The organism is Mesorhizobium sp. WSM1386 (assembly GCF_055901595.1).
In genome coordinates, this window is the sequence record NZ_CM148373.1 from 6,151,115 (window position 1) to 6,172,345 (window position 21,231).

At 59.6% G+C, this 21,231-nt stretch carries 13 protein-coding genes and 4 pseudogenes; 10 read left to right on the forward strand and 7 right to left on the reverse strand.

The annotated features are described in order from the left end of the window. The first annotated feature begins 408 nt into the window (after nucleotides 1-408). Nucleotides 409-1,470, forward strand: a complete 1,062-nt coding sequence (gene gmd, locus AC0NIH_RS30010) for a GDP-mannose 4,6-dehydratase (RefSeq protein WP_473468805.1) — start codon at nucleotides 409-411, stop codon at nucleotides 1,468-1,470. Continuing rightward, nucleotides 1,467-2,414 carry a GDP-L-fucose synthase family protein gene (locus tag AC0NIH_RS30015; RefSeq protein WP_473468803.1) on the forward strand — a complete coding sequence of 316 codons (948 nt, stop codon included), beginning with the start codon at nucleotides 1,467-1,469 and terminating at the stop codon, nucleotides 2,412-2,414. The genes gmd and AC0NIH_RS30015 overlap by 4 nt, the downstream gene beginning before the upstream one ends. Nucleotides 2,415-2,926: 512 nt before the next feature. On the opposite strand, the gene AC0NIH_RS30020 is transcribed toward AC0NIH_RS30015, so the two are convergent. After that, the gene (locus AC0NIH_RS30020) at nucleotides 2,927-3,595 is read right to left on the reverse strand and encodes a transposase (protein ID WP_473468800.1); all 669 of its coding nucleotides are present in this window, start codon (nucleotides 3,593-3,595) and stop codon (nucleotides 2,927-2,929) included. A 692-nt stretch (nucleotides 3,596-4,287) separates the two neighbouring features. On the opposite strand from AC0NIH_RS30020, the gene groES reads away from it, so the two are divergent. The 3 genes and pseudogenes from groES (at nucleotide 4,288) to AC0NIH_RS30035 (ending at nucleotide 8,109) form a co-directional block, all read left to right on the forward strand. Next, on the forward strand, nucleotides 4,288-4,584 hold the full coding sequence (gene groES / locus AC0NIH_RS30025; RefSeq protein ID WP_473468798.1) for a co-chaperone GroES: 297 nt from the start codon (nucleotides 4,288-4,290) through the stop codon (nucleotides 4,582-4,584). A gap of 64 nt (nucleotides 4,585-4,648) precedes the next feature. Further along, nucleotides 4,649-6,322, forward strand: coding sequence for a chaperonin GroEL (gene groL, locus AC0NIH_RS30030; RefSeq protein WP_474025096.1), 1,674 nt, complete (start codon nucleotides 4,649-4,651; stop codon nucleotides 6,320-6,322). A 468-nt stretch (nucleotides 6,323-6,790) separates the two neighbouring features. Further along, nucleotides 6,791-8,109: pseudogene (locus AC0NIH_RS30035) on the forward strand (ISNCY family transposase). A 368-nt stretch (nucleotides 8,110-8,477) separates the two neighbouring features. Here AC0NIH_RS30035 and AC0NIH_RS30040 read toward each other — a convergent pair. Next, nucleotides 8,478-8,766: pseudogene (locus AC0NIH_RS30040) on the reverse strand (ISNCY family transposase); the annotation flags it as partial. Nucleotides 8,767-8,882: 116 nt separating this feature from the next. Here AC0NIH_RS30040 and AC0NIH_RS30045 point away from each other — a divergent pair. The 3 genes from AC0NIH_RS30045 (at nucleotide 8,883) to AC0NIH_RS30055 (ending at nucleotide 13,152) form a co-directional block, all read left to right on the forward strand. Then, nucleotides 8,883-9,689: a calcium-binding protein gene (locus AC0NIH_RS30045; RefSeq protein WP_473469398.1), complete on the forward strand. Its 807-nt coding sequence runs from the start codon at nucleotides 8,883-8,885 to the stop codon at nucleotides 9,687-9,689. 441 nt (nucleotides 9,690-10,130) lie between these two features. Beyond that, entirely contained in the window at nucleotides 10,131-11,861 is a 1,731-nt protein-coding gene (locus AC0NIH_RS30050; protein ID WP_473469400.1) for a type I secretion system permease/ATPase, read from the forward strand. Further along, complete coding sequence (locus AC0NIH_RS30055) at nucleotides 11,839-13,152, forward strand: HlyD family type I secretion periplasmic adaptor subunit (RefSeq protein WP_473469402.1); 1,314 nt, start codon at nucleotides 11,839-11,841, stop codon at nucleotides 13,150-13,152. The genes AC0NIH_RS30050 and AC0NIH_RS30055 overlap by 23 nt, the downstream gene beginning before the upstream one ends. A gap of 143 nt (nucleotides 13,153-13,295) precedes the next feature. On the opposite strand, the pseudogene AC0NIH_RS30060 reads toward AC0NIH_RS30055, so the two are convergent. Further along, nucleotides 13,296-13,639, reverse strand: a pseudogene (locus AC0NIH_RS30060) (IS630 family transposase); the annotation flags it as partial. A 201-nt stretch (nucleotides 13,640-13,840) separates the two neighbouring features. Continuing rightward, on the reverse strand, nucleotides 13,841-14,191 hold the full coding sequence (locus AC0NIH_RS30065; RefSeq protein WP_473469427.1) for a c-type cytochrome: 351 nt from the start codon (nucleotides 14,189-14,191) through the stop codon (nucleotides 13,841-13,843). Between the two features lie 1,738 nt (nucleotides 14,192-15,929). On the opposite strand from AC0NIH_RS30065, the gene AC0NIH_RS30070 reads away from it, so the two are divergent. Next, nucleotides 15,930-16,052, forward strand: coding sequence for a hypothetical protein (locus tag AC0NIH_RS30070; protein ID WP_473469433.1), 123 nt, complete (start codon nucleotides 15,930-15,932; stop codon nucleotides 16,050-16,052). 36 nt (nucleotides 16,053-16,088) lie between these two features. On the opposite strand, the gene AC0NIH_RS30075 is transcribed toward AC0NIH_RS30070, so the two are convergent. Beyond that, nucleotides 16,089-16,445 (reverse strand): hypothetical protein, encoded by a 357-nt coding sequence (locus AC0NIH_RS30075; RefSeq protein ID WP_473469435.1) that lies wholly within the window; start codon nucleotides 16,443-16,445, stop codon nucleotides 16,089-16,091. A 169-nt stretch (nucleotides 16,446-16,614) separates the two neighbouring features. On the opposite strand from AC0NIH_RS30075, the pseudogene AC0NIH_RS30080 reads away from it, so the two are divergent. Then, nucleotides 16,615-17,008, forward strand: a pseudogene (locus AC0NIH_RS30080) (OmpW/AlkL family protein); the annotation flags it as partial. Between the two features lie 449 nt (nucleotides 17,009-17,457). Here AC0NIH_RS30080 and glmS read toward each other — a convergent pair. Then, nucleotides 17,458-19,281, reverse strand: coding sequence for a glutamine--fructose-6-phosphate transaminase (isomerizing) (gene glmS, locus AC0NIH_RS30085; protein ID WP_473469429.1), 1,824 nt, complete (start codon nucleotides 19,279-19,281; stop codon nucleotides 17,458-17,460). A gap of 815 nt (nucleotides 19,282-20,096) precedes the next feature. Beyond that, a complete protein-coding gene (locus AC0NIH_RS30090) occupies nucleotides 20,097-20,813 on the reverse strand; it encodes a DsbA family protein (RefSeq protein WP_473469404.1) in 717 nt (238 codons plus the stop codon). Nucleotides 20,814-21,231 lie beyond the last annotated feature (418 nt).

Sequence of the window (21,231 nt, forward strand, 5' to 3'; positions counted from 1 at the left end):
GTAAACTCCGAGCGAACCCACGCGCAGCGCGATGGTAGCATAGACAGCACCCTCGCCTCGCCCGGGTCGCGTCCGCTCGAACACGGCGCGGGGGTCGTTGTCCAATCGCTGACGGAACTACATCAACGTCGCAGCAATGGTCCCAGGCGGGGCATCCTCCGGGACTGCAAAAACACCGAAACGCGGATCGTACTGTGCTATTGGAGCTGCGTTGGATGCGCGTTTGCCGCCGAGCGACGCGGAACGACATACATCGCTTGGATGCGATGCATTGAAACAATCGATTTCACGACGTTTAGAGGACATGAAAAGAGCACGCGGCAGGCAGCGCTCCCAGGAGCGCGCCTACCGGGCGGCTGCGGCAGCTTGCCGTTCTCTGTTCGACAGTTTCATCCACGGACACAACAAATGAGTTTACCCCGGCGAACGGCATTTATCACAGGCATCACGGGCCAGGATGGCGCGCTTCTTGCCGAGTTGCTGCTGTCGAAAGGCTACATGGTGCATGGGCTGAAGCGGCGAGCCTCGCTGATCGGGAACACTCAACGCATCGATCATCTTTATCAGGATCCTCATGAGGACCATCCCGACATGGTGCTGCATTACGGGGATATGACGGATGGGACCAACCTGATCCGCCTCCTGCAGGAAACCCAGCCCGACGAAATCTACAATCTCGCTGCGCAAAGCCACGTCCAAGTCTCTTTCGAGACGCCCGAATATACGGCCAACGCTGATGGTCTTGGCACGCTGCGGCTGCTGGAAGCTATCAGAATCCTGCGGCTTGCGGACAAGGCGCGGTTTTACCAGGCGTCATCTTCCGAACTGTTCGGTCTGGTCCAGGATGCCCCGCAGCGGGAGACGACGCCGTTTTACCCGCGCTCGCCCTATGCTGTGGCGAAGCTCTACGCCTACTGGATAACCGTGAACTACCGTGAGGCATACGGGCTATTCGCCAGCAACGGCATCCTGTTCAATCACGAAGGACCGACGCGCGGCGAAACTTTCATCACCCGTAAGGTGACGCGTGCGGTGGCTGCAATCTTGGCCGGCAAGCAGGACTGCCTCTACGTTGGAAACCTGGAGGCAAAACGCGATTGGGGCTCGGCGCGCGACTATGTCGAGGGCATGTGGCGTATCCTGCAGCACCATGAGCCTGACGATTTTGTGCTCGCGACCGGCGAGACGCATTCGGTGCGCAGCTTTGTCGAAGCTGCCTTCAAGCGCGTCGAGAAGGAGATCGTCTGGGAAGGTGAAGGCGTGGACGAGGTGGGCCGCGAGCGCAGGAGTAACAAGGCGCTGATTCGTGTGGACCGACGCTATTTCCGCCCGACCGAGGTTGACATGCTGATCGGCGACGCCTCCAGAGCGGCGGCCAAGCTCGGGTGGAAGCCAACGACCAGTTTCGACAAGCTCGTCTCGGAAATGGTAGAGGCCGATTGCCGCGCCTACGGGATCACATTGTCATGATTTCGCTGCACGGCAAACGCATCTGGATCCCAGGCCATCGCGGCATGGTCGGATCGGCTCTGGTGCGTCGGCTGGACGAAGTGCCCGGCGTAGAGATTCTGACTGCGGACCGTAGAGATCTCGACCTGACCGATCGCGCCGCGACGGCCCGCTGGGCCCGGGCACAACGTCCCGACCTGGTTTTCATGGCGGCGGCCAAGGTCGGGGGAATCCTGGCCAACAATGAACGTCCCGTTGATTTCCTCCAGGACAATCTCGCAATCGAACTCTCTACGATCGCGGCCGCGTTCGAGGCCGACGTCGAAAAGTTCATGATGCTTGGTTCGTCGTGCATCTACCCTAAGTTCGCAGAACAGCCAATCCAAGAGAGCTCATTGTTGAGCGCGCCGCTCGAGCCGACCAACCAGTGGTACGCGATGGCCAAGATCGCCGGAGTGATGTTGTGCGACGCTTACCGTCAGCAGTACGGGCGCAGCTTCATTTCGGTCATGCCGACAAACCTGTATGGGGCCAACGACAATTTCGACCCGCTTTCGAGCCATGTGTTGCCTGCGACGATCCGAAAGATCATAGAGGCGCGGAACGCCGGGGCGAATCGGGTCACCATGTGGGGGAGCGGGTCGCCGTTGCGCGAAGTCATGCATGTCGACGATCTTGCTGACGCTCTCGTCTTTCTCATGGAGCGCTACGACCAAGCCGGGCCGATCAATATCGGCAGCGGGCAGGAGATATCCATACTCGGCTTACACCAGCTGGTGGCGGAGCTGGCTGGATGGTGCGGCGAGTTTGACTTCGATACGTCTAAACCGGACGGCACGCCGCGGAAGCTCATGGACTCTAGCCGCCTGACGGCACTTGGATGGAAACCGAAGATCCAACTCCGCGACGGTCTGCGTCAGATGATCGGCAGCTACGAAAATGCAGTTCAAGCAGTCTCGCCATGATCACGGCCGCACCGCGAATTTGCCAGTCGGCCTCCTTGAGAAGCACACACTCTCTCTAGGCAGGAGCAAATTGTGAGCTGGATAATGAGATCGCCGAGGGCCAGACTCTTTCAAGGTAAAATGGAGCAATGCCGACGACAAAGACAGCGTCGGCGGGATGCTGCGTTTTGAAGGCTCATCTTGATACCGGCTGCATTCCGGGGTACCGCTCGGGCTAAAACATCCGGTGGTCGCCACTTTCGACGAACGGCGGCGGCCTTGCTCTGGAGATTTACCGGTTTCGTGAGCAAATTCCGCGCATGGCTGTTCATGACGTTCAGATCCCGGCTGTCGCCGACCGTCGGTCTAACCCCTTAAGAGACCGCCTCGGGTCCGTTACACTGATCTGTTTCCGCTGCTCACGTGCCGTGTCATCGAAGCCGGGAGCAGTCATTTCAGGCCGATGGTGAAGGTGCTTGAAAAGGGCCGGAATTCCAGGGACGATCAAACGCCCGATTTGCGACGCTGGGGTGCTATTGCAGTCCAAGTTTCCTTTTAAGTTCCAAGTTCTCCTTGCGCAGGCGTTCGGCCAGCAGGTTCTTCAGCCGCCTGTTTTCTTCCTCAAGTTCGACCAGACCCTGCGGATTGTCACCATCTGCTGAAGGATTCGTGACCTTCTTCCAGAGATAGTAGGTCTGCTCCGATATCCCAGCCTGCTTTACAGCGCTTCTCCCAGTGGCGCCGCCGCTGATCAACATCTCGATTTGGGTCAGTTTCTGGGTCCGTTCCTCGTCAGAGTAGATCTTGCGGCCCCTTCGCACTGTCGCTGCTGGCACTTTCTCCGGCCGGGGCGCCGCACTGGATCCATTCTCCGGTGTACCCTTCCTGGGCTGCGCCTTTACCTTATTATTCGATTTTGGGCTTTTCCTGTTGGCTGGCGGTTCGGTTCCGGCTTCTGACTTGGCGTGCGACGGTTCTGGCATAAGATGCTCCGCTCGTGGACTGTGCATATGTTCAGCATCAGGGGGTGACGGAGTGGAGTCAATACATCCAGCCATCGGCCGCTCGGTCTGTTCAATCTCCGTTGTCGTCTCGGCCATAGCTGCGGAGAGATCGACATCGGCCCAGATGGCACCACCTCGTCGCGGATGACTGCGCTTGTGTTTGACCTCCACTATGAACGGTCGAGTCTGCCGCCTCATAATCTCTTCCTTGTTAAATGAATGGGCAAGAGAGCCGCGGCTGATGGATTGAAGCTCTGGCGACTCCTGTGTCGCGCCGAGCTATATGGGATAAGGCAATGCGGGAGCAAGTCGCACCTGGCAATGAGCCCACACCTTTAAAAAAGCACTGGCGCAGTCGCTTGCGCACTGCTTTACGCGGCAGAAGTCCTTGGCCGCGAGGATCTCGCGGCATTCTTCCAAATGATGCATGTCGACCAACCTCGTGTCAGCTTTGTAGACTCCGCGACACGATGATGCAGGGGGCGTGATCTCGTTTGACCGATTCCGAAGGGAGAACAAATGCCGTCACTCTTTTCGCCCGCTTGGCATGAATTTTGAAGCTCTGGTCGCACCGGCGGCAGAACGATCGACCGGCTAAACCTACTGAAGGGGACGGCAATGAGGATCGATGTGATAGCCTGTAGAATAATTGAGCCAGCGCCTGACAGTATGTCCAGTGCCGGAGAACTTGCACTATGAACGGGCAATCGCTTACAAGCCAAATCCGCAGGTCGCAGGCTTAGCGGCGTGCCCGAATGCCCCCTCCTCCAGTCTTGACCGAAAATAATCCAAGGCCTATTTGTGCATCGTTAGCACTCGCCGGAGTAGAGTGCTAACGACGCTCCGGCTACGGAGAACTGTTCAACCATCCACACCAGGGACATCCAAAAATGGCAAAGTCGAACTTCCGACCGCTGCATGACCGCGTGGTCGTTCGCCGGGTCGAATCCGAATCCAAGACCGCTGGCGGGATCATCATCCCGGATACGGCAAAGGAAAAGCCGCAGGAAGGCGAGATCATCGCCGTCGGCTCCGGCGCTCGCGACGAAGCTGGCAAGCTGGTCCCGCTGGACGTCAAGGACGGCGACCGCATCCTGTTCGGCAAGTGGTCGGGCACGGAAGTCAAGCTCAATGGCGAGGACCTTCTGATCATGAAGGAATCCGACATCATGGGCATTATCGGCTGATATCAGGCCTTTCCCCGTCAACTGAATTCCCGGGCTCGACCAAAGCCCCTGCCAGGAGCTAAAAATGGCTGCCAAAGACGTAAAATTCTCCCGTGATGCCCGCGAGCGCATGCTGCGCGGCGTCAACATCCTCGCCGACGCGGTGAAGGTCACGCTCGGCCCCAAGGGTCGCAACGTCGTCATCGACAAGTCGTTCGGCGCCCCGCGCATCACCAAGGACGGCGTCACCGTCGCCAAGGAAATCGAGCTCGAAGACAAGTTCGAGAACATGGGCGCGCAGATGGTCCGCGAAGTTGCTTCGAAGACCAACGACATTGCCGGCGACGGCACCACGACCGCGACCGTTCTGGCGCAGTCGATCGTCCAGGAAGGCCATAAGGCCGTTGCCGCCGGCATGAACCCGATGGACCTGAAGCGCGGCATCGATCTCGCCGTCACCGAAGTCGTCGCGGCGCTCGGCGAGGCTGCCAAGAAGATCAAGACCTCCGAGGAAGTCGCCCAGGTCGGCACCATCGCCGGCAATGGGGACGAGTCGGTTGGTGCCATGATCGCCGAAGCGATGCAGAAGGTCGGCAACGAAGGCGTCATCACGGTTGAGGAAGCCAAGACCGCCGAGACCGAACTCGAAGTCGTCGAAGGCATGCAGTTCGACCGCGGCTACCTCTCGCCCTACTTCGTCACCAACGCCGACAAGATGGTTGCCGATCTCGAGGACGCCTACATCCTGCTCCACGAGAAGAAGCTCTCCAACCTGCAGGCGATGCTGCCGGTTCTCGAAGCCGTCGTGCAGACCTCCAAGCCGCTGCTCATCATCTCGGAAGACGTCGAAGGCGAGGCCCTGGCCACGCTGGTCGTCAACAAGCTGCGTGGCGGCCTGAAGATCGCCGCCGTCAAGGCTCCGGGCTTCGGTGATCGCCGCAAGGCCATGCTGGAAGACATCGCCATCCTCACCGGTGGCCAGGTCATCTCGGAAGACCTCGGCATCAAGCTCGAGAATGTCGGCCTCAACATGCTCGGCCGCGCCAAGAAGGTGTCGATCTCCAAGGAGAACACCACCATCGTCGACGGCGCCGGCAAGAAGGCCGAGATCCAGGGCCGCGTTGCTCAGATCAAGCAGCAGATCGAAGAGACCACTTCGGACTACGACAAGGAGAAGCTGCAGGAACGTCTCGCGAAGCTCGCGGGCGGCGTTGCGGTGATCCGCGTCGGCGGTGCGACGGAAGTCGAAGTCAAGGAAAAGAAGGACCGCGTCGATGACGCCCTCAACGCGACCCGCGCGGCCGTGGAAGAAGGCATCGTTGCAGGCGGCGGCGTTGCCCTGCTGCGCGCTTCGGCCAACATCAAGGCCACCGGCGTCAATGCCGACCAGGCCGCCGGCATCAACATCGTGCGTCGTGCGCTGCAGGCTCCGGCCCGCCAGATCGCGGCCAACGCCGGTGCGGAAGCTTCGATCGTTGCCGGCAAGATCCTTGAGAACAAGGGCGCGACCTTCGGCTACAACGCCCAGTCGGGCGAATATGGCGACATGATCGCCATGGGTATCGTCGATCCGGTCAAGGTTGTCCGTACGGCTCTCCAGGACGCGGCCTCGGTCGCCGGCCTGCTCGTCACCACCGAAGCCATGATCGCGGAGGCTCCGAAGAAGGAGTCGGCTGGCGGCGGCGGCATGCCTGGCGGCATGGGCGGCGGCATGGGCGGCATGGGCGGCATGGGCGGCATGGGCGGCATGGATTTCTAAGAAGCCTAAGACCCGTTAGCCTTCACAAGTGGAAAAGGGCGCCCAAAAGGCGCCCTTTTGCCTTCGAAACGGGTATCCATTACGGCCTACATACAAACCGCACGCAACCATTCATTACGATGGCCGTCGACAACCAAGCAACGGGCCGCGTATGTGAATTGCACAGGCGATCGCCCCCAACGCCGCTGAACCGGTGGCTCAAACGAGAAAGGCAGCACCTTTTGTGCCTACAGGTTTCCATGTAACGACTGTCGTGGACGAGCAAGGATCGCTTGGAATCCGTTTCATTCATGACGAAAGGGCGGAATGCTAGACGTTGCGCTAGACTAGTGCCCATCCATAAACGGCAAGCTGCTGAATTTGTTGGAAGAATCGCGACATTTCCGCAAGTAAAGCCCGGCGGTTTCAGGTACACTTTAGATCAAGCGACTGATTCTAAAGACAAACCCGCAACCGCCGGAGCCAACAATGCGTCAAGAACGCACCGTCCAGAGCAGTATATTCGATCTTTTCTGCGGACACGAGATCGGCTGTGAACTGAAAGCGATGTCGCAATGGCTGGACGCCCATCGCGACCTGCTCGAGTTAGCGGCTGGGGACTTGCGCCGGCATGGGGTCAAGGAAACCGGCCGCGAGCCGTGCTGCGCTGCGCTTTGCTCAAGCAGCACCGCCAACTGAGCTATCAAGAGCTGGCCTTCCATCTGGAAGACTCCGCCTCGTTCCGAGCTTTTGCCCGGCTGCCGTGGGGCTGGAGCCCGAAGAAGTCGGTCTTGCACAAGACGATCAGCGCGCTTCGGGCCGAGACCTGGGAAGAAATCAATCGGACGCTGCTTTTGAGCGCCCGGCGGGACAAGATGGAAAGCGGCAAGCTCGTGCGTGTCGACAGCACCGTCACTGCAGCGCTAATGCACGAGCCGAGCGACAGTAGCCTTTTGTGGGACTGCGTGCGGGTGATGGTGCGGCTTCTCGATGCGGCCGATGCCTTGGGCAGCATCATCCCATGGCACGATCACTGCCGCGCGGCAAAGAAGCGGGCCCGGACGATCCAGTATGCCCGCGGTCGCCCGAAACGGATCAAGCGCTACCGCGAGCTGCTCACAATCACCCACAAAACCCTGGAGTATCTGAACCAGGCGGCGGCGCAGTTGCCCTTGGCGTCGGGCCCGGCCGGCGAACTGTGGCAGGCCGTTGTCGGCTACTACCGGCTGCTGATCGAGCGGATCATCGCTCAGACCGAGCGGCGGGTGCTGGCCGGCGAGGCGGTGCCGGCCGGCGAGAAGCTGGTGAGCTTGTTCGAGCCGCATGCCGAAATCATCATCAAGGGCAGCCGCGACGTCCAATATGGCCACAAAATCAACCTCACCAGCGGCAGAAGCGGACTGATCCTCGATCTCGTCATCGAAGCCGGCAACCCGGCTGACAGCGAGCGTCTCTTGCCGATGCTGGAACGCCACATCGCCTTCTATGGCGAGGCGCCGCAGCAGGCGGCAGCCGACGGCGGCTATGCCAGCCACAACAATCTGCGCCAGGCCAAGGAGCTCGGCATCAGCGACATGGCCTTCCACAAAAAGGCCGGCCTCGAGATCGAAGACATGGTCAAAAGCCGCTGGGTCTACCGCAAGCTCAGAAACTTCCGCGCCGGCATCGAGGCCGGCATCTCCTGCCTCAAGCGGGCCTATGGTCTGGGACGCTGCACCTGGCGCGGGCTCGACCACTTCAAGACTTACGTCTGGTCCTCAGTGGTGGCTTACAACCTCGCCCTCTTCGCGCATCTCAGGCTAACCTGACATCCCCATTCGACCAGGTCGAGATGGACCGGCGAGCGCCGGTCGCTGGCTGTGCGCGTATTCTCGCCAGAAAGCCCTTTCGCCGGCGATTTGCACCCATCATGCCGACCACACAGCTTCGAAGGCGCTGCCCATTGAGTCGCAAACTATTGTAATAAAATAGTGGGTTTATGGACGGGCACTAGACTAGTTTCCATCCGTAAACCTGCTTATTTCAGTCCGTTTTGATGAGTTGCGCACGATTGAAGGCGCCTTGACGGGCGCGGACGGGTCGAAGAGTGCTGTTTGTCGCCAAAATAGTGTCACCGGTGCATGCGGTGGCGGCCGGCATGGGTCGGCGTGGGGCAACCTGCGATCCCGGGGGCAGTTCAGGTCGGCTTGAGGCGGGTGAAGATGACGAGGTTGTAGGCCACGACCGAGGACCAGACGTAGGTCTGAAGTGATCGAGGCCGCGCCAAGTGCGTGCGCCAACCCGTAAGCACGCTTGAGGCATGAAATGCCGGCCCCGATCCCGGCGCGGAAGTTGCGCAGCTTGCGATAGACCCACTTGCTTCTGACCATGTCCTCGATCCTCAGGCCAGCTTTCTTGTGGAAGGCCATGTCGGAAACGCCGCACGCCTTCGCCGTGGCCGGGTTGGCGCGAGTGGCGAAGCCGCCTATGAATGCATCCATTCCGCAAATGTCCCTCATCAAAGCAATCGATTAATCAAATTTTCCGGTGAGGACTATAAAGGCGTCGTGTAGTGGTGGATGCATCATAGGGAGTATTTGCGATGGCAGACATAATCGAGGGTAGGTCCGAGCGTCCCGAATTGCTCATCGGCACCGATCTCGACGATTGGATGGCGGGTGACGAGGGCAATGACCGGCTTGAAGGTCGTCGCGGCAATGACAAGATCGCAGGTGGCCATGGCGATGATCACGGCATCGGCGGCGAGGGAAATGACCGAATCTGGGGCGGAACGGGCGACGATTATCTTCGCGGCGACAACGGCCGCTTCCAACCGCGCCTGGTCGGTGAGGATAATGACAAGCTCTTCGGCGGTCCCGGCAACGATGTCCTCTACGTGGGTGACGGCAACGACAATTTGACGGGGGGGGGCGGCAATGACACGTTTTTGTTCCAGTTCCACAATCCGATCCACGGAGTAGTCGAGGGACTGGCGGACATTACCACTATCAGCGATTTCAACGCGAAGGAGGACACTTTCGCCTTCGATGCGGTGGGCGTCGGCGACGACGGTTTTGGCGCGAACTTCGTCAACAACGCCGCCGCAAAGTCTGGCAGCCCGGTGAGCAGCTTCTACAGCGGTCCGTCTGCGGGTGCGAAGGGCGAGCATGTGGTAGTGATCACTGACGGTTCTTTTGAGACTGCCTCTGACGCAGCGCTTAAGATCTCCGGCGAGGCCGTCGGCGACATCATCGTCTACTACTGCCACGACGATTTTAGCAAAATGGCGAAGCTGGCGTATGTCACCGGCGAGAACCAGGCGCATGACTTCGTCAACATAAGTGGTGTGACGAGCTTTAGCGCCATGGCCGACCTAGGTCTGACCGCGTCGGATTTCACCTACATTTAATCCGGAAAACCCCATATGAACCCGCGCCCCCGCCCCCCGGCGGGCGCTTTCCTTTCCGCTACTTGCCGCTGGCCGCGGGTTCCGGAGCGGGCGAAGCGCGATTAAACCTGTGGGTCGAGCCCGAACCCCTCCCTGAGGCCGACATAGTCGAGGCGGTAAGGCTGTTCTGGCCTGCTGCCTGCGTCGATAAAGTTACCCCTCCAAAGGTTCAGCCGGAGGCTGTTGTTGACGCGCATCATCATATGCCGGGATCAGACGCATTCGGCGCGAAACACTGTTGCCCTGGATCAGCGAGCGGATGCGGTCAGTGTCTAGGCTCCTGCGGCGAGCACTATGCGGTGCTGGATCGACAGATCCTCACAATGCTTGTTAACGGAGGGCGCCCTGAGTAACCATCCCCGGAACATTTCAGCTTTGAGACTTTTCCCTCTGACCTCCACTATGTGGGGAATTTTACTAATCAGTGGCGTGGTTAACGTGCTTGCGCTGATCTCGCCGCTGTTCATGCTGCAGGTCTACGACCGCGTTCTGGCCAGTGGCAGCGTACCGACGCTGGTGGGGCTCGTCGTACTTGCTGCGGGGCTCTTTGCGTTCCAATGCCTGCTCGACATTCTTCGCGCCCGCGTACTGCTGCGGATCGGGGAGCGTTTCGATGGACAGTTTTCCGGACGCGTTCACGATGCGATCGTTCGCCTTCCGCTTTCAACGCGTATGCCTGGCGACGGGCTGCAGCCGCTTCGTGATCTCGACAATGTTCGCGCATTCTTAGGTGGAAACGGCCCGACGGCGTTTTTCGATCTGCCGTGGATGCTGTTTTATCTTGGCATTTGCTTTCTCTTTCACTTCTGGATCGGCATGACGGCGCTTGTCGGAGCGATCATCCTCATATCTCTGACACTTCTTGCCAACGCTCTCTCGCGACGGGCGATACGCGATACGATTGCCCACAGCATGGTACGCAGTGGTCTACTGGAAGCAGCGCGCCGCAATGCCGAGGTCGTGCAAGCTCTCGGTCTCGGAAAGCGGATCGCTGCCCGATGGCACAAGGCCAATGCCAAGTATCTGGCCGCCAACCGGAAAGCCGGGGACGTGGCAGGTGGGCTGGGTGGCATTTCAAGATCGCTGCGCATGATGTTGCAATCGGCCATTCTTGCCGTCGGCGCGTACCTTGTCATTGAGCAGGAGGCTAGGGCCGGAGTCATGATCGCCAGCTCGATCATGATGGGACGTGCGCTGGCTCCGGTCGATCTGGCCATTTCAAGCTGGAAACCCTTTCTCATGGCGCGCCAGGGTTGGGCGCGGCTGGAGGACCTGCTGGCAAAGGTTCCTGAAACCGCCCCTGTTATGCCAATGCCTGCACCTGAACGCGAACTGCGCGTCAACGGCGTGACAATCGTTCCGCCCGGCGAAAGCAAGCCAACCGTGATCGGCCTTGCGTTCGCCGTTCAGGCGGGAAGCGCACTCGGGATCATCGGTGCGTCGGGTTCCGGCAAGTCGACACTGTCGCGCGCCATCGTCGGCGCATGGGCGCCGGCCGCCGGAAAGGTTCGTATCGACAGCGCAAGCCTCGATCAATGGGACCGGGAAGCACTAGGCCGTCATATCGGCTATCTGCCGCAAGGCGTTGAACTGTTCGACGGCACCATTGCCGAAAACATCGCTCGATTTGAAGACGATCCCGACCCTAAGGCTATTGTAGCGGCGGCGACGGCAGCGGGCACGCACGAACTGATCCTCCGATTTGAGCACGGTTACGAAACTCCGATCGGCGAGGCCGGATCGGCGCTTTCCGCCGGGCAACGCCAGCGTATCGGTCTTGCCCGTGCTCTCTATCGCGACCCCTTCCTTGTTGTGCTCGATGAACCCAATGCCAATCTCGATGCGGAAGGAGAGGCCGCCGTCGTTAAGGCGATCGCCTCCGTGCGCGAGCGCAACGGCATTGCGGTTGTTGTCGCCCATCGGCCGAGCGCGATCCGCGTCGTGGATTACGTGTTGGTGATGGAAGGTGGGCGGCAGCGAGCATTCGGTCCGCGTGATGAAGCCCTTTCCAAGGTCCTTAAGGGGGCAGCAGTGGCCCCAGGCGCTGGGGTCAAGGCGATCGAGTGCACACACAATAACAATGGAGAGCGCGCTGAGATGGAGGAGCCCAATGGCCGGCATTCATCAGAATAATGACGTTTCTCGCTCCATTCACCGCCACCTGTTGGCGGGCCTTCTGGCGAGCGTGATCTTTGTCGGAGGAGCCGGAGCCTGGGGGGCGGTCACGACTCTCTCCGGTGCGGTTGTCGCGTCCGGACACTTTGTCGTCGATTCCTACGTGAAGAAGGTGCAGCACCCAACAGGCGGTGTCGTGGGAGAAATCCTGGTGCGCGAAGGCGAAAAGGTAAAGGCCGGCGACATCCTCGTTCGGCTCGATGCCACCCAGACCCGCACCAGTCTCGCCATTGTCATCAAGCGGCTCGATGAGCTGGCCGCCCGGCTGGCGCGACTCGAAGCTGAGCGTGACGATCTGGCCGAGATCGCCTTCCCGGATTGGCTGCTCGCCCACAGGCATGTTCCGGACGCTGCTTCGGCAATCCACAGCGAGATGAGGTTGTTCGAATTTCGCAGACAATCCCGCCAAGGAAAACAGGCGCAGCTAGCGGAGCGCATTACACAATATGAGCACGAGATCGAGGGGCTCAAGGCGCAGGAAGTCGCCTATGAGAAAGGCATCGAGGTTATCCAAAAGGAAATTGCCGTGCTCAGTGGGCTGCGCGATCAAGGCATTGTGTCGGACCAACGCTTGAACAGCCTGAAGACGCAGGTTGCCACTTTCGGCGGCGAACGCGGTGAGAAAATTGCTCATCAGGCACAGACGGAAGGTCGCATAACCGAAACGCGCCTGCAAATCCTGCAGATCGATCAGGATCTCAAGACGGAAGTCGGCCAGGAGTTCAGAGACGTTCAGACACAGGTTGGGGAATATGTTGAGCGCAAGGCGGCGGCTGAAGACGAACTACGACGGATCGATATTGTCGCACCGCAGTCAGGCACCATTCAACAACTCGCAGTTCACACGGTCGGCGGGGTGATTACGCCCGCCGATCCCATTATGCTAATCGTGCCGGAAGGCGACGATCTTGCGCTGGAATTGCGGATCACCCCGAAGGATATTGACCAAATCCAGCTTGGTCACAAGGCCGTGCTGCGGATGTCAGCCTTCAATCTGAGAACCACGCCGGAATTGAACGGATATGTCAGCCGGATCGCAGCCGATCTGGCGACGGACGAAAAAGCCGGCATTTCCTACTACCTGGTGCGCCTATCTGTTTCCCATTCGGAATTGGCAAAGCTCAATGACCTGACGCTCGTGCCCGGCATGCCGGCCGAAGCGATGATCCAGACGAGCGAGCGGACAGCACTTTCTTATCTTGTGAAGCCGCTGTCCGACCAAATCAGTCGAGCATTCCGGGAGGAATGAAATTGCACCTTTCGCTGCTGAAGCCTTGCTTTGCGGAGCGTTGACTTGCGAAACCTGTTCGTCGTTCTGCGTACTTCAGCGCAAAGGAAGGCGTTCTGAAGGCACCGCGCAGGTCGAAACTCTGGCGCTTTCATGGCGCCGTAGACGAACACGAGCTTCGCCGGATCGAGATCGAGCTGGCCTTGAACTAGGCACGGCGGCGCTTCAGGATGTCGGGGCGGTCCTGCTCAAATGCGTGTGCGGGCTTTTTTTTCGCGTCCACCCGTGGCCGAGAAGGCCAGGTGCTCAAGGCGCTGCGGCTGATCCGCACCGACCGCTCGCCTCCCAGCCGCTCCACCATCTCATTCAACGTGATGTCCTTGCGCTCATTGATCAGCCCGATGATGAAGACTTCAAGCGCATCGAGACTGGACGTGCGGCGGCGGCCTTGCGGCCGGGGCGCCAGTATTTCCGCTGCTTCGGATATGTACTCGCGTCCTTTCCAACGGAAGACGATGATCGACACTCTGGTGAAAATCTTAATGATGACCACGGCCGCGGCTACGGTGGCTCCCGCTTCTGCCCAGCCAAGTTTGGCTCGCTGCCGTAAGGCGATCGATTCCAACCCATAAAAGGCCCACGATGCCGCCGGCCCTCGCACCTAGCTGAGCGACAACGATGGCGACATACCAGGTGCCGACAATGGCTTCTAATCTGACACACTCTCGAGATAGGCAATGACATTCTTGATATCGTCGGGATTCTTGAGGCCAGCAAATCCCATTTTGTTCGCTGGCACTTTCGCTTGGGGATTTCTCAGATACTCCAACAGATTCGGCTCATCCCATACGAGGCCGGCTGTGCCCATATCCTTCATGGCCTTCGAATACGAATACCCAAGGACGGTCCCCGCTGTCCGGCCCACAACCCCTTTCAAGGTTGGCCCGACCTTGTTCGCGCCAGTATCAGCGCTGTGACAAGCGGCGCATTTTTTGAAGACCGACTTGCCTCCCTCAATGTTTTGGGCCCCGACGGCCGGAGGCAGTAGCGCCAAAACCATTGTAGCACCGACGACCATACTTTTCACGAAGGAACTCCCTGATTTGCGGTCGATCTGTTTGAAAGCCATGATGCCATCCTCAGTTGGTGTACGCTGCTCAGGCGGCCGTAAGAGGCCCGTAGGACTCCCACACGGCTAGACTTCGCCTTTGGCCGCAACGCGCAACGGTATCGGGGGTGAAGCTCAAGATTTGCTGCCCTCCGGCCCTTACTCTAGACATGCGGCGATTGCGGTTCATTGTTTCTTGGAAATGGCTTTGCAACGCTTGTGCCAACCGGAAAGCCCGAAATTTCATTGTAAGATCCGATGGACCGTCCCTGAGGATCATAATCATTCCGACTCGCATTCGGATCGTTGTTCTGTCCGAAGGTGTTCACGCGCATACCCGCATGGTTTCTCCACTTTTCCGGAGGATCAGGAGGGGAGTACCGGGACTCTCATAGAATCGGCAGCGTGCATCAATTGGGGTGACCCACCTGGGTAGCGCCTGGCGGGAACGCTGATGCGAACAGCCAGCACAAATCGCGCTATAGGCTCACGGGATTAAGCGTAGCAAATCCGGGGTGACGCCAGAGGGACTGAGGAGGTTTTTCGCAGTTGGATTGTTTCAAGACGATCGAGGCCTTGGTCGACGCGGCCAGCGCGGACGCGATCGAAAAGGCGCGCGCTTTGCTGGATCAGCTGGCGCACATGAGATTGGCCAAGATAAGACTGTTGCTAACAAGTTAGCGAGCTTAGCCGATTCCAGCTTAGGGCACGGTGGTTGAATCACTCTCCTGGCCTATTCTGCGGCGGGCCTGGCGCGCCGGCACTGGTGGCGGACGGTGAAAAGTTTGGTGAGCGCCGTTTCGATGACATCAGCTGGTCATAGACTACACCGACGATACTGACGGCGGAGGTCGGCAAGCCGCTTGCCGAAGCCAAGTCTGAAGTTTCGCACCGAGGCGTTGGAATATGCATGGTTGGGCTCAACACGGGACGAATGTCGTCGGAGGCGACACCGTTTGGCAGTATAAAACAATCCGGTGTCGGGCGGGAGGGTTTGCGCTAAGGCCGCGAGGACTACCTGGAATGAACCATCTCTGCAGTGGGCGAGACCTGTTACACTGTCGTTGCGCCTGCCCGGTGGCGGCCTGTGGGCGAAGATTCCAGACGCCGTGCACCTGAAACGGGGATGCCCGGCAGGAGACTGAGCTCGCTGCCGGGCCGGGGTTGCCTTGGGAGGGCATTACTCAGCGCTCTTGGGACGGTTGGCCCACTCAGTTCGTGCGCCTGAAGATAGCCATGCATGTGCCGTGCCAACGGAAACAGCATAGACAAGCAGCAGATTGATCGGCTTCTGCTATGTTGCGTACTCTACATTGTCGGGCATCTGATAACGCCGAAGCGACTGAATGGTCGCAATTCACTTTCCCCAGACGGGGTTCTGACAGCTACTCTGGGACAGTGCGGGGCAAGCGCGACCTGGTTCACTCCAAGCACACAGTTATCTCAGCCGATCTCCAACCCGGCATTGATCAACGCTTGGACCAGAGGGCACCCGCAAGGCGGCAATCAGCCCTGTCGGAGGACGAGGTAGCGAAGGATTTTTGACGGCCGATGAAGCGCGGACTGCCGCTTTCAACTGAGAAAATCTCTTTGTAGCCGCCGTTCATAAGCGCGCGCACACGGGAGACGGCGCGGCGGATGCGGTCGCGCAGATGATCGCAAGAATCCGCCAATCGGCATGGACGCGTCGTTGACCGATGAGAACTTCGGCGAGCTCGCGATGCGCTGCTCCGGCGAGCGATCCGTCGAGTGCACCAGGAACGAAGGACAAACGGGCGCCGCGCTTTTCCGGCGCAAGCAAGCGGGCAATTGATGGTCAGATTGAGAGCATCGAGATATTCGAGTCCTCTCAGTCGTTGTTTCCAGAGCCTCGCAGGCCAGGTGGCTTGAGCATGCAGGCCAACAGGGTGGGGATATTCGCGCCAGAGACGGCGAGTTGGAGCACATGGTCCGCATTGCTAAGAAGAACACGCTGGCTCTTGTCGGACGCCAGCAACACGGTTGCATGAAAGGGCAATGCCGAGAGCTCGAAGGACGCTGTCGGCGACGATGCGGACAGCTGTTCGCAATGACGGGCAGCACACGCACCCTGACCGGACACCAGAATACGAGCGAAGTGCGGCCACAAGAATCGGCGAAACAAAACACCCCAGCGTGACAGGTCGCCGGCCGACGCGACGATATCGAGCAAGGGTTGGTGGGACAAGTATAGCACTGCTGGCGCGCATCGATTAGGTCGCGCTTGAACGCTGAATTGCGGCGTAAGAACTCCCAAGCCCATTCGCGCAGCGTCAGGCCAGCAGTGCCCGCCAATCGGCCCGATGTTCGCCAGCCATGACTATCATGACCAGCACCCCCTGCCCGCCCCGACCACCGAGCTTATCCTCTGCACCACCTATGCCAATATCACGGGCCAGGGTTCGATCGGTGGGCTGGGCAATATCGGCAAGGTTTGGCTGCTGCCGCCGACGCTGACATTGCAGTACCGTTTTACCGATTCGGCGCCTTTAGACCCAATGTCGGCGCGGGCGTGAACTATACGACAACCAGGACGCCGGCAGCGCCGACGCTCTCAAGGTGAAGAACACGTTCGGCACCGCGCTGCAGGTCGGGTTCGACTACATGGTAGACCAACACTGGGGCGTCAACTTCGACGTGAAGAAGCTTTTCCTCAAGCCGGAATTCGGAGCCACTGTGGCGGACAACAAGCAGACGAGCAAGGCGGAGCTCGATCCCTGGCTGATAGGCGCGGGTGTCACTTACCCTTTTGGCTTGGACCGTGGTCGTCTAGATCAACGGAGACTGGACGGAGGCCGCATAAACATGGTCGATGTGCCCGAACAAGAAACTTGCTCCAACCAAGCCGGTTTCCCCTCGAGACTGCGCGCTGATAGCCTTCAATAGCCCCAATGACGCCGGCGGCCGACCGGCGCCCGCGCTGAACCTGTCGGGTTGTCGGACGTGAACGGGCTGTCATCGACGAAGCCCAAACCGCGCCAGAGCTCATGCTGGCGATCTAAGAAAGTGTGGGTGGGAATGATGGACCGGCAGGTTTTTAGACCGGCTCCGCTGACGCCGTACCCGCATCGCTGCTGACGCGGCGTGCAGGTCACGATGCAACGCCGGATTGCCCGTCCAAAGCACCGGACCTCAACGGCACTGGTCCTAAAGCCTGAAGTGTAGCCGATGAACGGGCGCCGCCTATCAGCTCGTTGCAATCATTCGACGGTGACTGATTTTGCGAGGTTGCGCGGCTGGTCCACATCTGTGCCCATGAAGACCGCTGTGTGATAGGCAAGAAGCTGTATCGGCAGCGAGAAGATTATCGGCGCGATTATCTCGTCGACAGCAGGCAGCACGATTGTGTGCATCGTGGCGAGCTTCGATGCGGCTGCTCCTTGTTCATCGGTGATGAGGATAATCCGCCCTCCACGGGCGGCGACCTCCTCCATATTGGAGACGGTCTTGTTGAAAAAGCGATCATATGGCGCGATGACGATCACCGGCATATTCTCGTCTATCAATGCGATCGGACCATGTTTTAATTCACCCGCCGCATAGCCCTCGGCGTGGATGTAGGAAATCTCCTTGAGCTTCAGCGCACCTTCCATCGCCAGGGGGAAACTGGTGCCACGGCCGAGATACAGGACGTGATGATACTTGGATAATTCGCGCGCCAGGGGCGCGATCTTTGGTTGGATGCTGTAGAGGACCCGGCCCATGATGCGCGGCATTTCGGCAAGGCTCATGAAAAGCGCCTGCACCTCGCCTTCGGTTACGGTTCCGCGGGCCCGGGCGGCGCTGATGGCGAGTGCGGCAAGAACGGCAAGCTGGCAGGTGAAGGCCTTGGTGGAGGCGACGCCGATCTCCGGGCCGGCAAGGATCGGGAAGACCGCGTCAGCCTCGCGAGCGATGCTCGATTCGGCGGTATTGACGACAGCGCCAATTTTCAGCCCAAGCGCCTTACAGTACCTCAGTGAAGCCAGCGTGTCGGCGGTTTCGCCAGACTGCGAAATGAAAAGAGCAGCAGACTGGGGCGACAACGGGATCTCGCGGTAGCGGAATTCGGACGCAACATCGATTTCGACCGGCAGGCGAGCATAGCGCTCAAACCAGTATTTTCCGATCAGCCCGGCGAGGTAGGCGGTGCCGCAGGCAGAGATAGCCAGGCTCGGAATGCTGGCGAAATCGAAGCTAGAAACCGGATCTGCGCGATTCTCGATCACGCTGATATAATGGGCGAGCACATGGGCGATGGCCCCAGGCTGCTCGTAGATTTCCTTCTCCATGAAGTGACGATATTTGCCCTTGTCGGCCAGATAGACCGTTGCCATGGAGGTCTGACGCAGACGCTCTACGGGGTAGCCGTCGAAATCGAAGATGTCAGCGCCCTTCTTACCGATAACGGCCCAGTCACCGTCCATGAGATAAGTGACTTCATTTGTGAAGGGAGCAAGCGCGACCGCGTCGGATCCCAGGAACATCTCGCCGTCGCCGTAGCCGATTGCCAGCGGCGGTCCATTGCGCGCCGCCATGATGCTCGACGGATCATCTTCGAAGAGGACGGCGAGCGCATAGGCGCCCTTGACACGTTTCAGCATGGCATGCAGCGCTTCGCCCCGCCCCATTCCCTCCTGTCGGTGTCGCGCCACAAGATGCGCGACGACCTCGGTGTCGGTGTCGGTCTGGAACTCGGCTCCCGCCGCCACCAATTCCTCCTTCAGCTCGGCGAAATTCTCGATGATGCCGTTATGAACGACGGCCACACCGTCAACAAAGTGCGGGTGCGCATTACGTTCCGTCGGCGCGCCGTGGGTTGCCCAGCGCGTGTGGGCGATGCCGATGGTGCCGTTCAGCGGCTCTGCATTCAGTCTCGTCTCGAGATTGACGAGCTTGCCCTCAGCGCGCCTGCGCTGCAAGGCGCCCTCGGCGATCGTTGCAACGCCGGCGGAATCGTAGCCGCGATATTCAAGATGCTTCAACGCGTCGACCAACCGCACCGACACGGGCCGTTGTCCAACGATACCAACAATCCCGCACATGCCGTCCGAATTCTTTCCGGTAGCCTCAGTCGAAGCACCAATCACGACGAGGATACCCAACGCGCTGTAATTCAGGATTCCTAATAGGATCTGGTTAGGTCGGTAAAATTGATTTTTGGAATAGCAATCATCCACCCGACAGATGGTCAAAAATTGCGCTGACGGCGCTCTGACAGGACGTCGCCCTTTGCCAGGCGGTGCCGTGGTCGCCAGGCGAGGGCTCGCCCCTCCAGAGATAGCGACCTTGCCGTGGTTAAGCCTCGAACTTCCGTTCCAAGATCAGATAAGGGCTCGCTCACGCCTGATCCGATTGCACTCGATGCAAGTGAGGCTCGTGCTGTAAACGGAAGAACTCAAAGAAAGGAAGATACGCGAGAACATGAGCAGCGGCCTGGCTGGCGAGGATCGTCAACAGGCCGCCGGGCAATCGGCCGGCGACCATCAGCAGCCGAAAGGCTGCATGCGCCAGGGGGCGAAGCCGAATGGCCGAGACCTCTTGAGGCTTGCCGAAGAAAAGTGGGCTCGGTTCACGAGCACCCGGCGCGCGGGATTCAGGACTGTTATTCGGCACCGCGACTGATGGTCAAACCATCGGATCCTTGAACTGCGTAAAGGAGAAGGTGTTCAGGAAGCGGTATCGCGACCGCCGCCAATGTCGGTTTCGATAGCTGCACAGCGGGACGCCAGCCACGTTCGCCGTCGCGCCCGCCTGCGTCACGATGCGGTCAAGAAGCCAACCACGAAAAAGGCGCTCAGGAGCACATCAAAACCACTCCGACAACCGATCCTGCGACCACGGCATTGCCGACAGTATGTCAAAATGCCGATTTTGCAGCTGTCGAAGATTGTACCTTAGCTTCCGCCCGCGCTTCAGCGATGGCGCGTTGCAGTCTGGCGATGCCGACTTTCCCTGGGAGCACCTCGTCGCCGACCACCAACGCCGGTGTGCCGTAGATATACAGATCTTTGGCGAGTGCGAGATTGCGTGTGATGGCATCTGTGATGGCCGGGTCTTGCATGTCCCGCTTCAGTTGCTCGAGATCGAGGCCCACACGCTCTGCAACGGTCAAGGTGCTGTGCTCGTTGACCAAGCCGGGGAAAGCCATGAGGGCGAGGTGGAACGCCTCGTACTTCCCCTGTTTGTGCGAGGCGAGCGCGGCGCGCGCGGAGAATCTGGAAGCTGGCCCCAGGACTGGGAAGTCCTTGAACACAAGCTTCACATTGGGATCATCCTTGAGGGCTTGCTGGAGATCGAGGGCTGCCGCCTGGCAAAAGCCGCAGTTGTAATCGAAGAACGAGACCACAGCGATATCGCCAAGCGGATTGCCCGCGACTGGCGAGGCTTGATCGTTGAGGAGGGCGTCGCGCCGCTGCGGAATGCGTATGCGCAAGTCAGCCGCTATCAGGCGCTGGTCTTCCAGACGTTGCAGGTTCTCGGCCGTATCCAGTTGTTGTTTCAGCGCTCCCAGTACGAACAGAGCGAGGGCCAACAGAGCGATTACTGTGACAAGGGCGGCATTCAGCCTGGACATAGGTGGGCTCCAATAAAGAAAGAAACGCAGGACGCCCGCGGCGCCGGCAGTCGCGGCGCCTTGCCGCGCTTCCCGTCGCGGCGCTCCGGTCAAGCGCTGCACCCCCGCCACTGCAAATCGCGTGCCATGCGGCAGCGCGAGCAGGAACTCACGTGAGCGCTGCGCTCCGAAGAGGGCCGGCGTCGGGCATTGGAGATCGCCGTTTGGCTTGCGCAGTTGACTTCGAACACCGTGGGGCGACGCGCGACAGCTATGTCCGGCGCACCATAGACCGGCGCAACCCGCGTTCGATTCGCGACATAAGGTCGGGAATCATTCAGGCCATTTGCGAGGGGATTTGATTGGCGCTTCCTATGTTCGGCACTTTGCAGAAGATGGTTGTGAAGTTTCACGGCCGCGCGCCCACCAAGCCCAAGCG

Coding starts and splice junctions, on each gene's coding strand:
- gmd (WP_473468805.1), top strand. CDS start 409: ATGAGTTTACCCCGGCGAACGGCATTTATCACAGGCATCACGGGCCAG.
- AC0NIH_RS30015 (WP_473468803.1), top strand. CDS start 1,467: ATGATTTCGCTGCACGGCAAACGCATCTGGATCCCAGGCCATCGCGGC.
- AC0NIH_RS30020 (WP_473468800.1), bottom strand. CDS start 3,595: ATGAGGCGGCAGACTCGACCGTTCATAGTGGAGGTCAAACACAAGCGC.
- groES (WP_473468798.1), top strand. CDS start 4,288: ATGGCAAAGTCGAACTTCCGACCGCTGCATGACCGCGTGGTCGTTCGC.
- groL (WP_474025096.1), top strand. CDS start 4,649: ATGGCTGCCAAAGACGTAAAATTCTCCCGTGATGCCCGCGAGCGCATG.
- AC0NIH_RS30045 (WP_473469398.1), top strand. CDS start 8,883: ATGGCAGACATAATCGAGGGTAGGTCCGAGCGTCCCGAATTGCTCATC.
- AC0NIH_RS30050 (WP_473469400.1), top strand. CDS start 10,131: ATGTGGGGAATTTTACTAATCAGTGGCGTGGTTAACGTGCTTGCGCTG.
- AC0NIH_RS30055 (WP_473469402.1), top strand. CDS start 11,839: ATGGCCGGCATTCATCAGAATAATGACGTTTCTCGCTCCATTCACCGC.
- AC0NIH_RS30065 (WP_473469427.1), bottom strand. CDS start 14,191: ATGGTTTTGGCGCTACTGCCTCCGGCCGTCGGGGCCCAAAACATTGAG.
- glmS (WP_473469429.1), bottom strand. CDS start 19,281: ATGTGCGGGATTGTTGGTATCGTTGGACAACGGCCCGTGTCGGTGCGG.
- AC0NIH_RS30090 (WP_473469404.1), bottom strand. CDS start 20,813: ATGTCCAGGCTGAATGCCGCCCTTGTCACAGTAATCGCTCTGTTGGCC.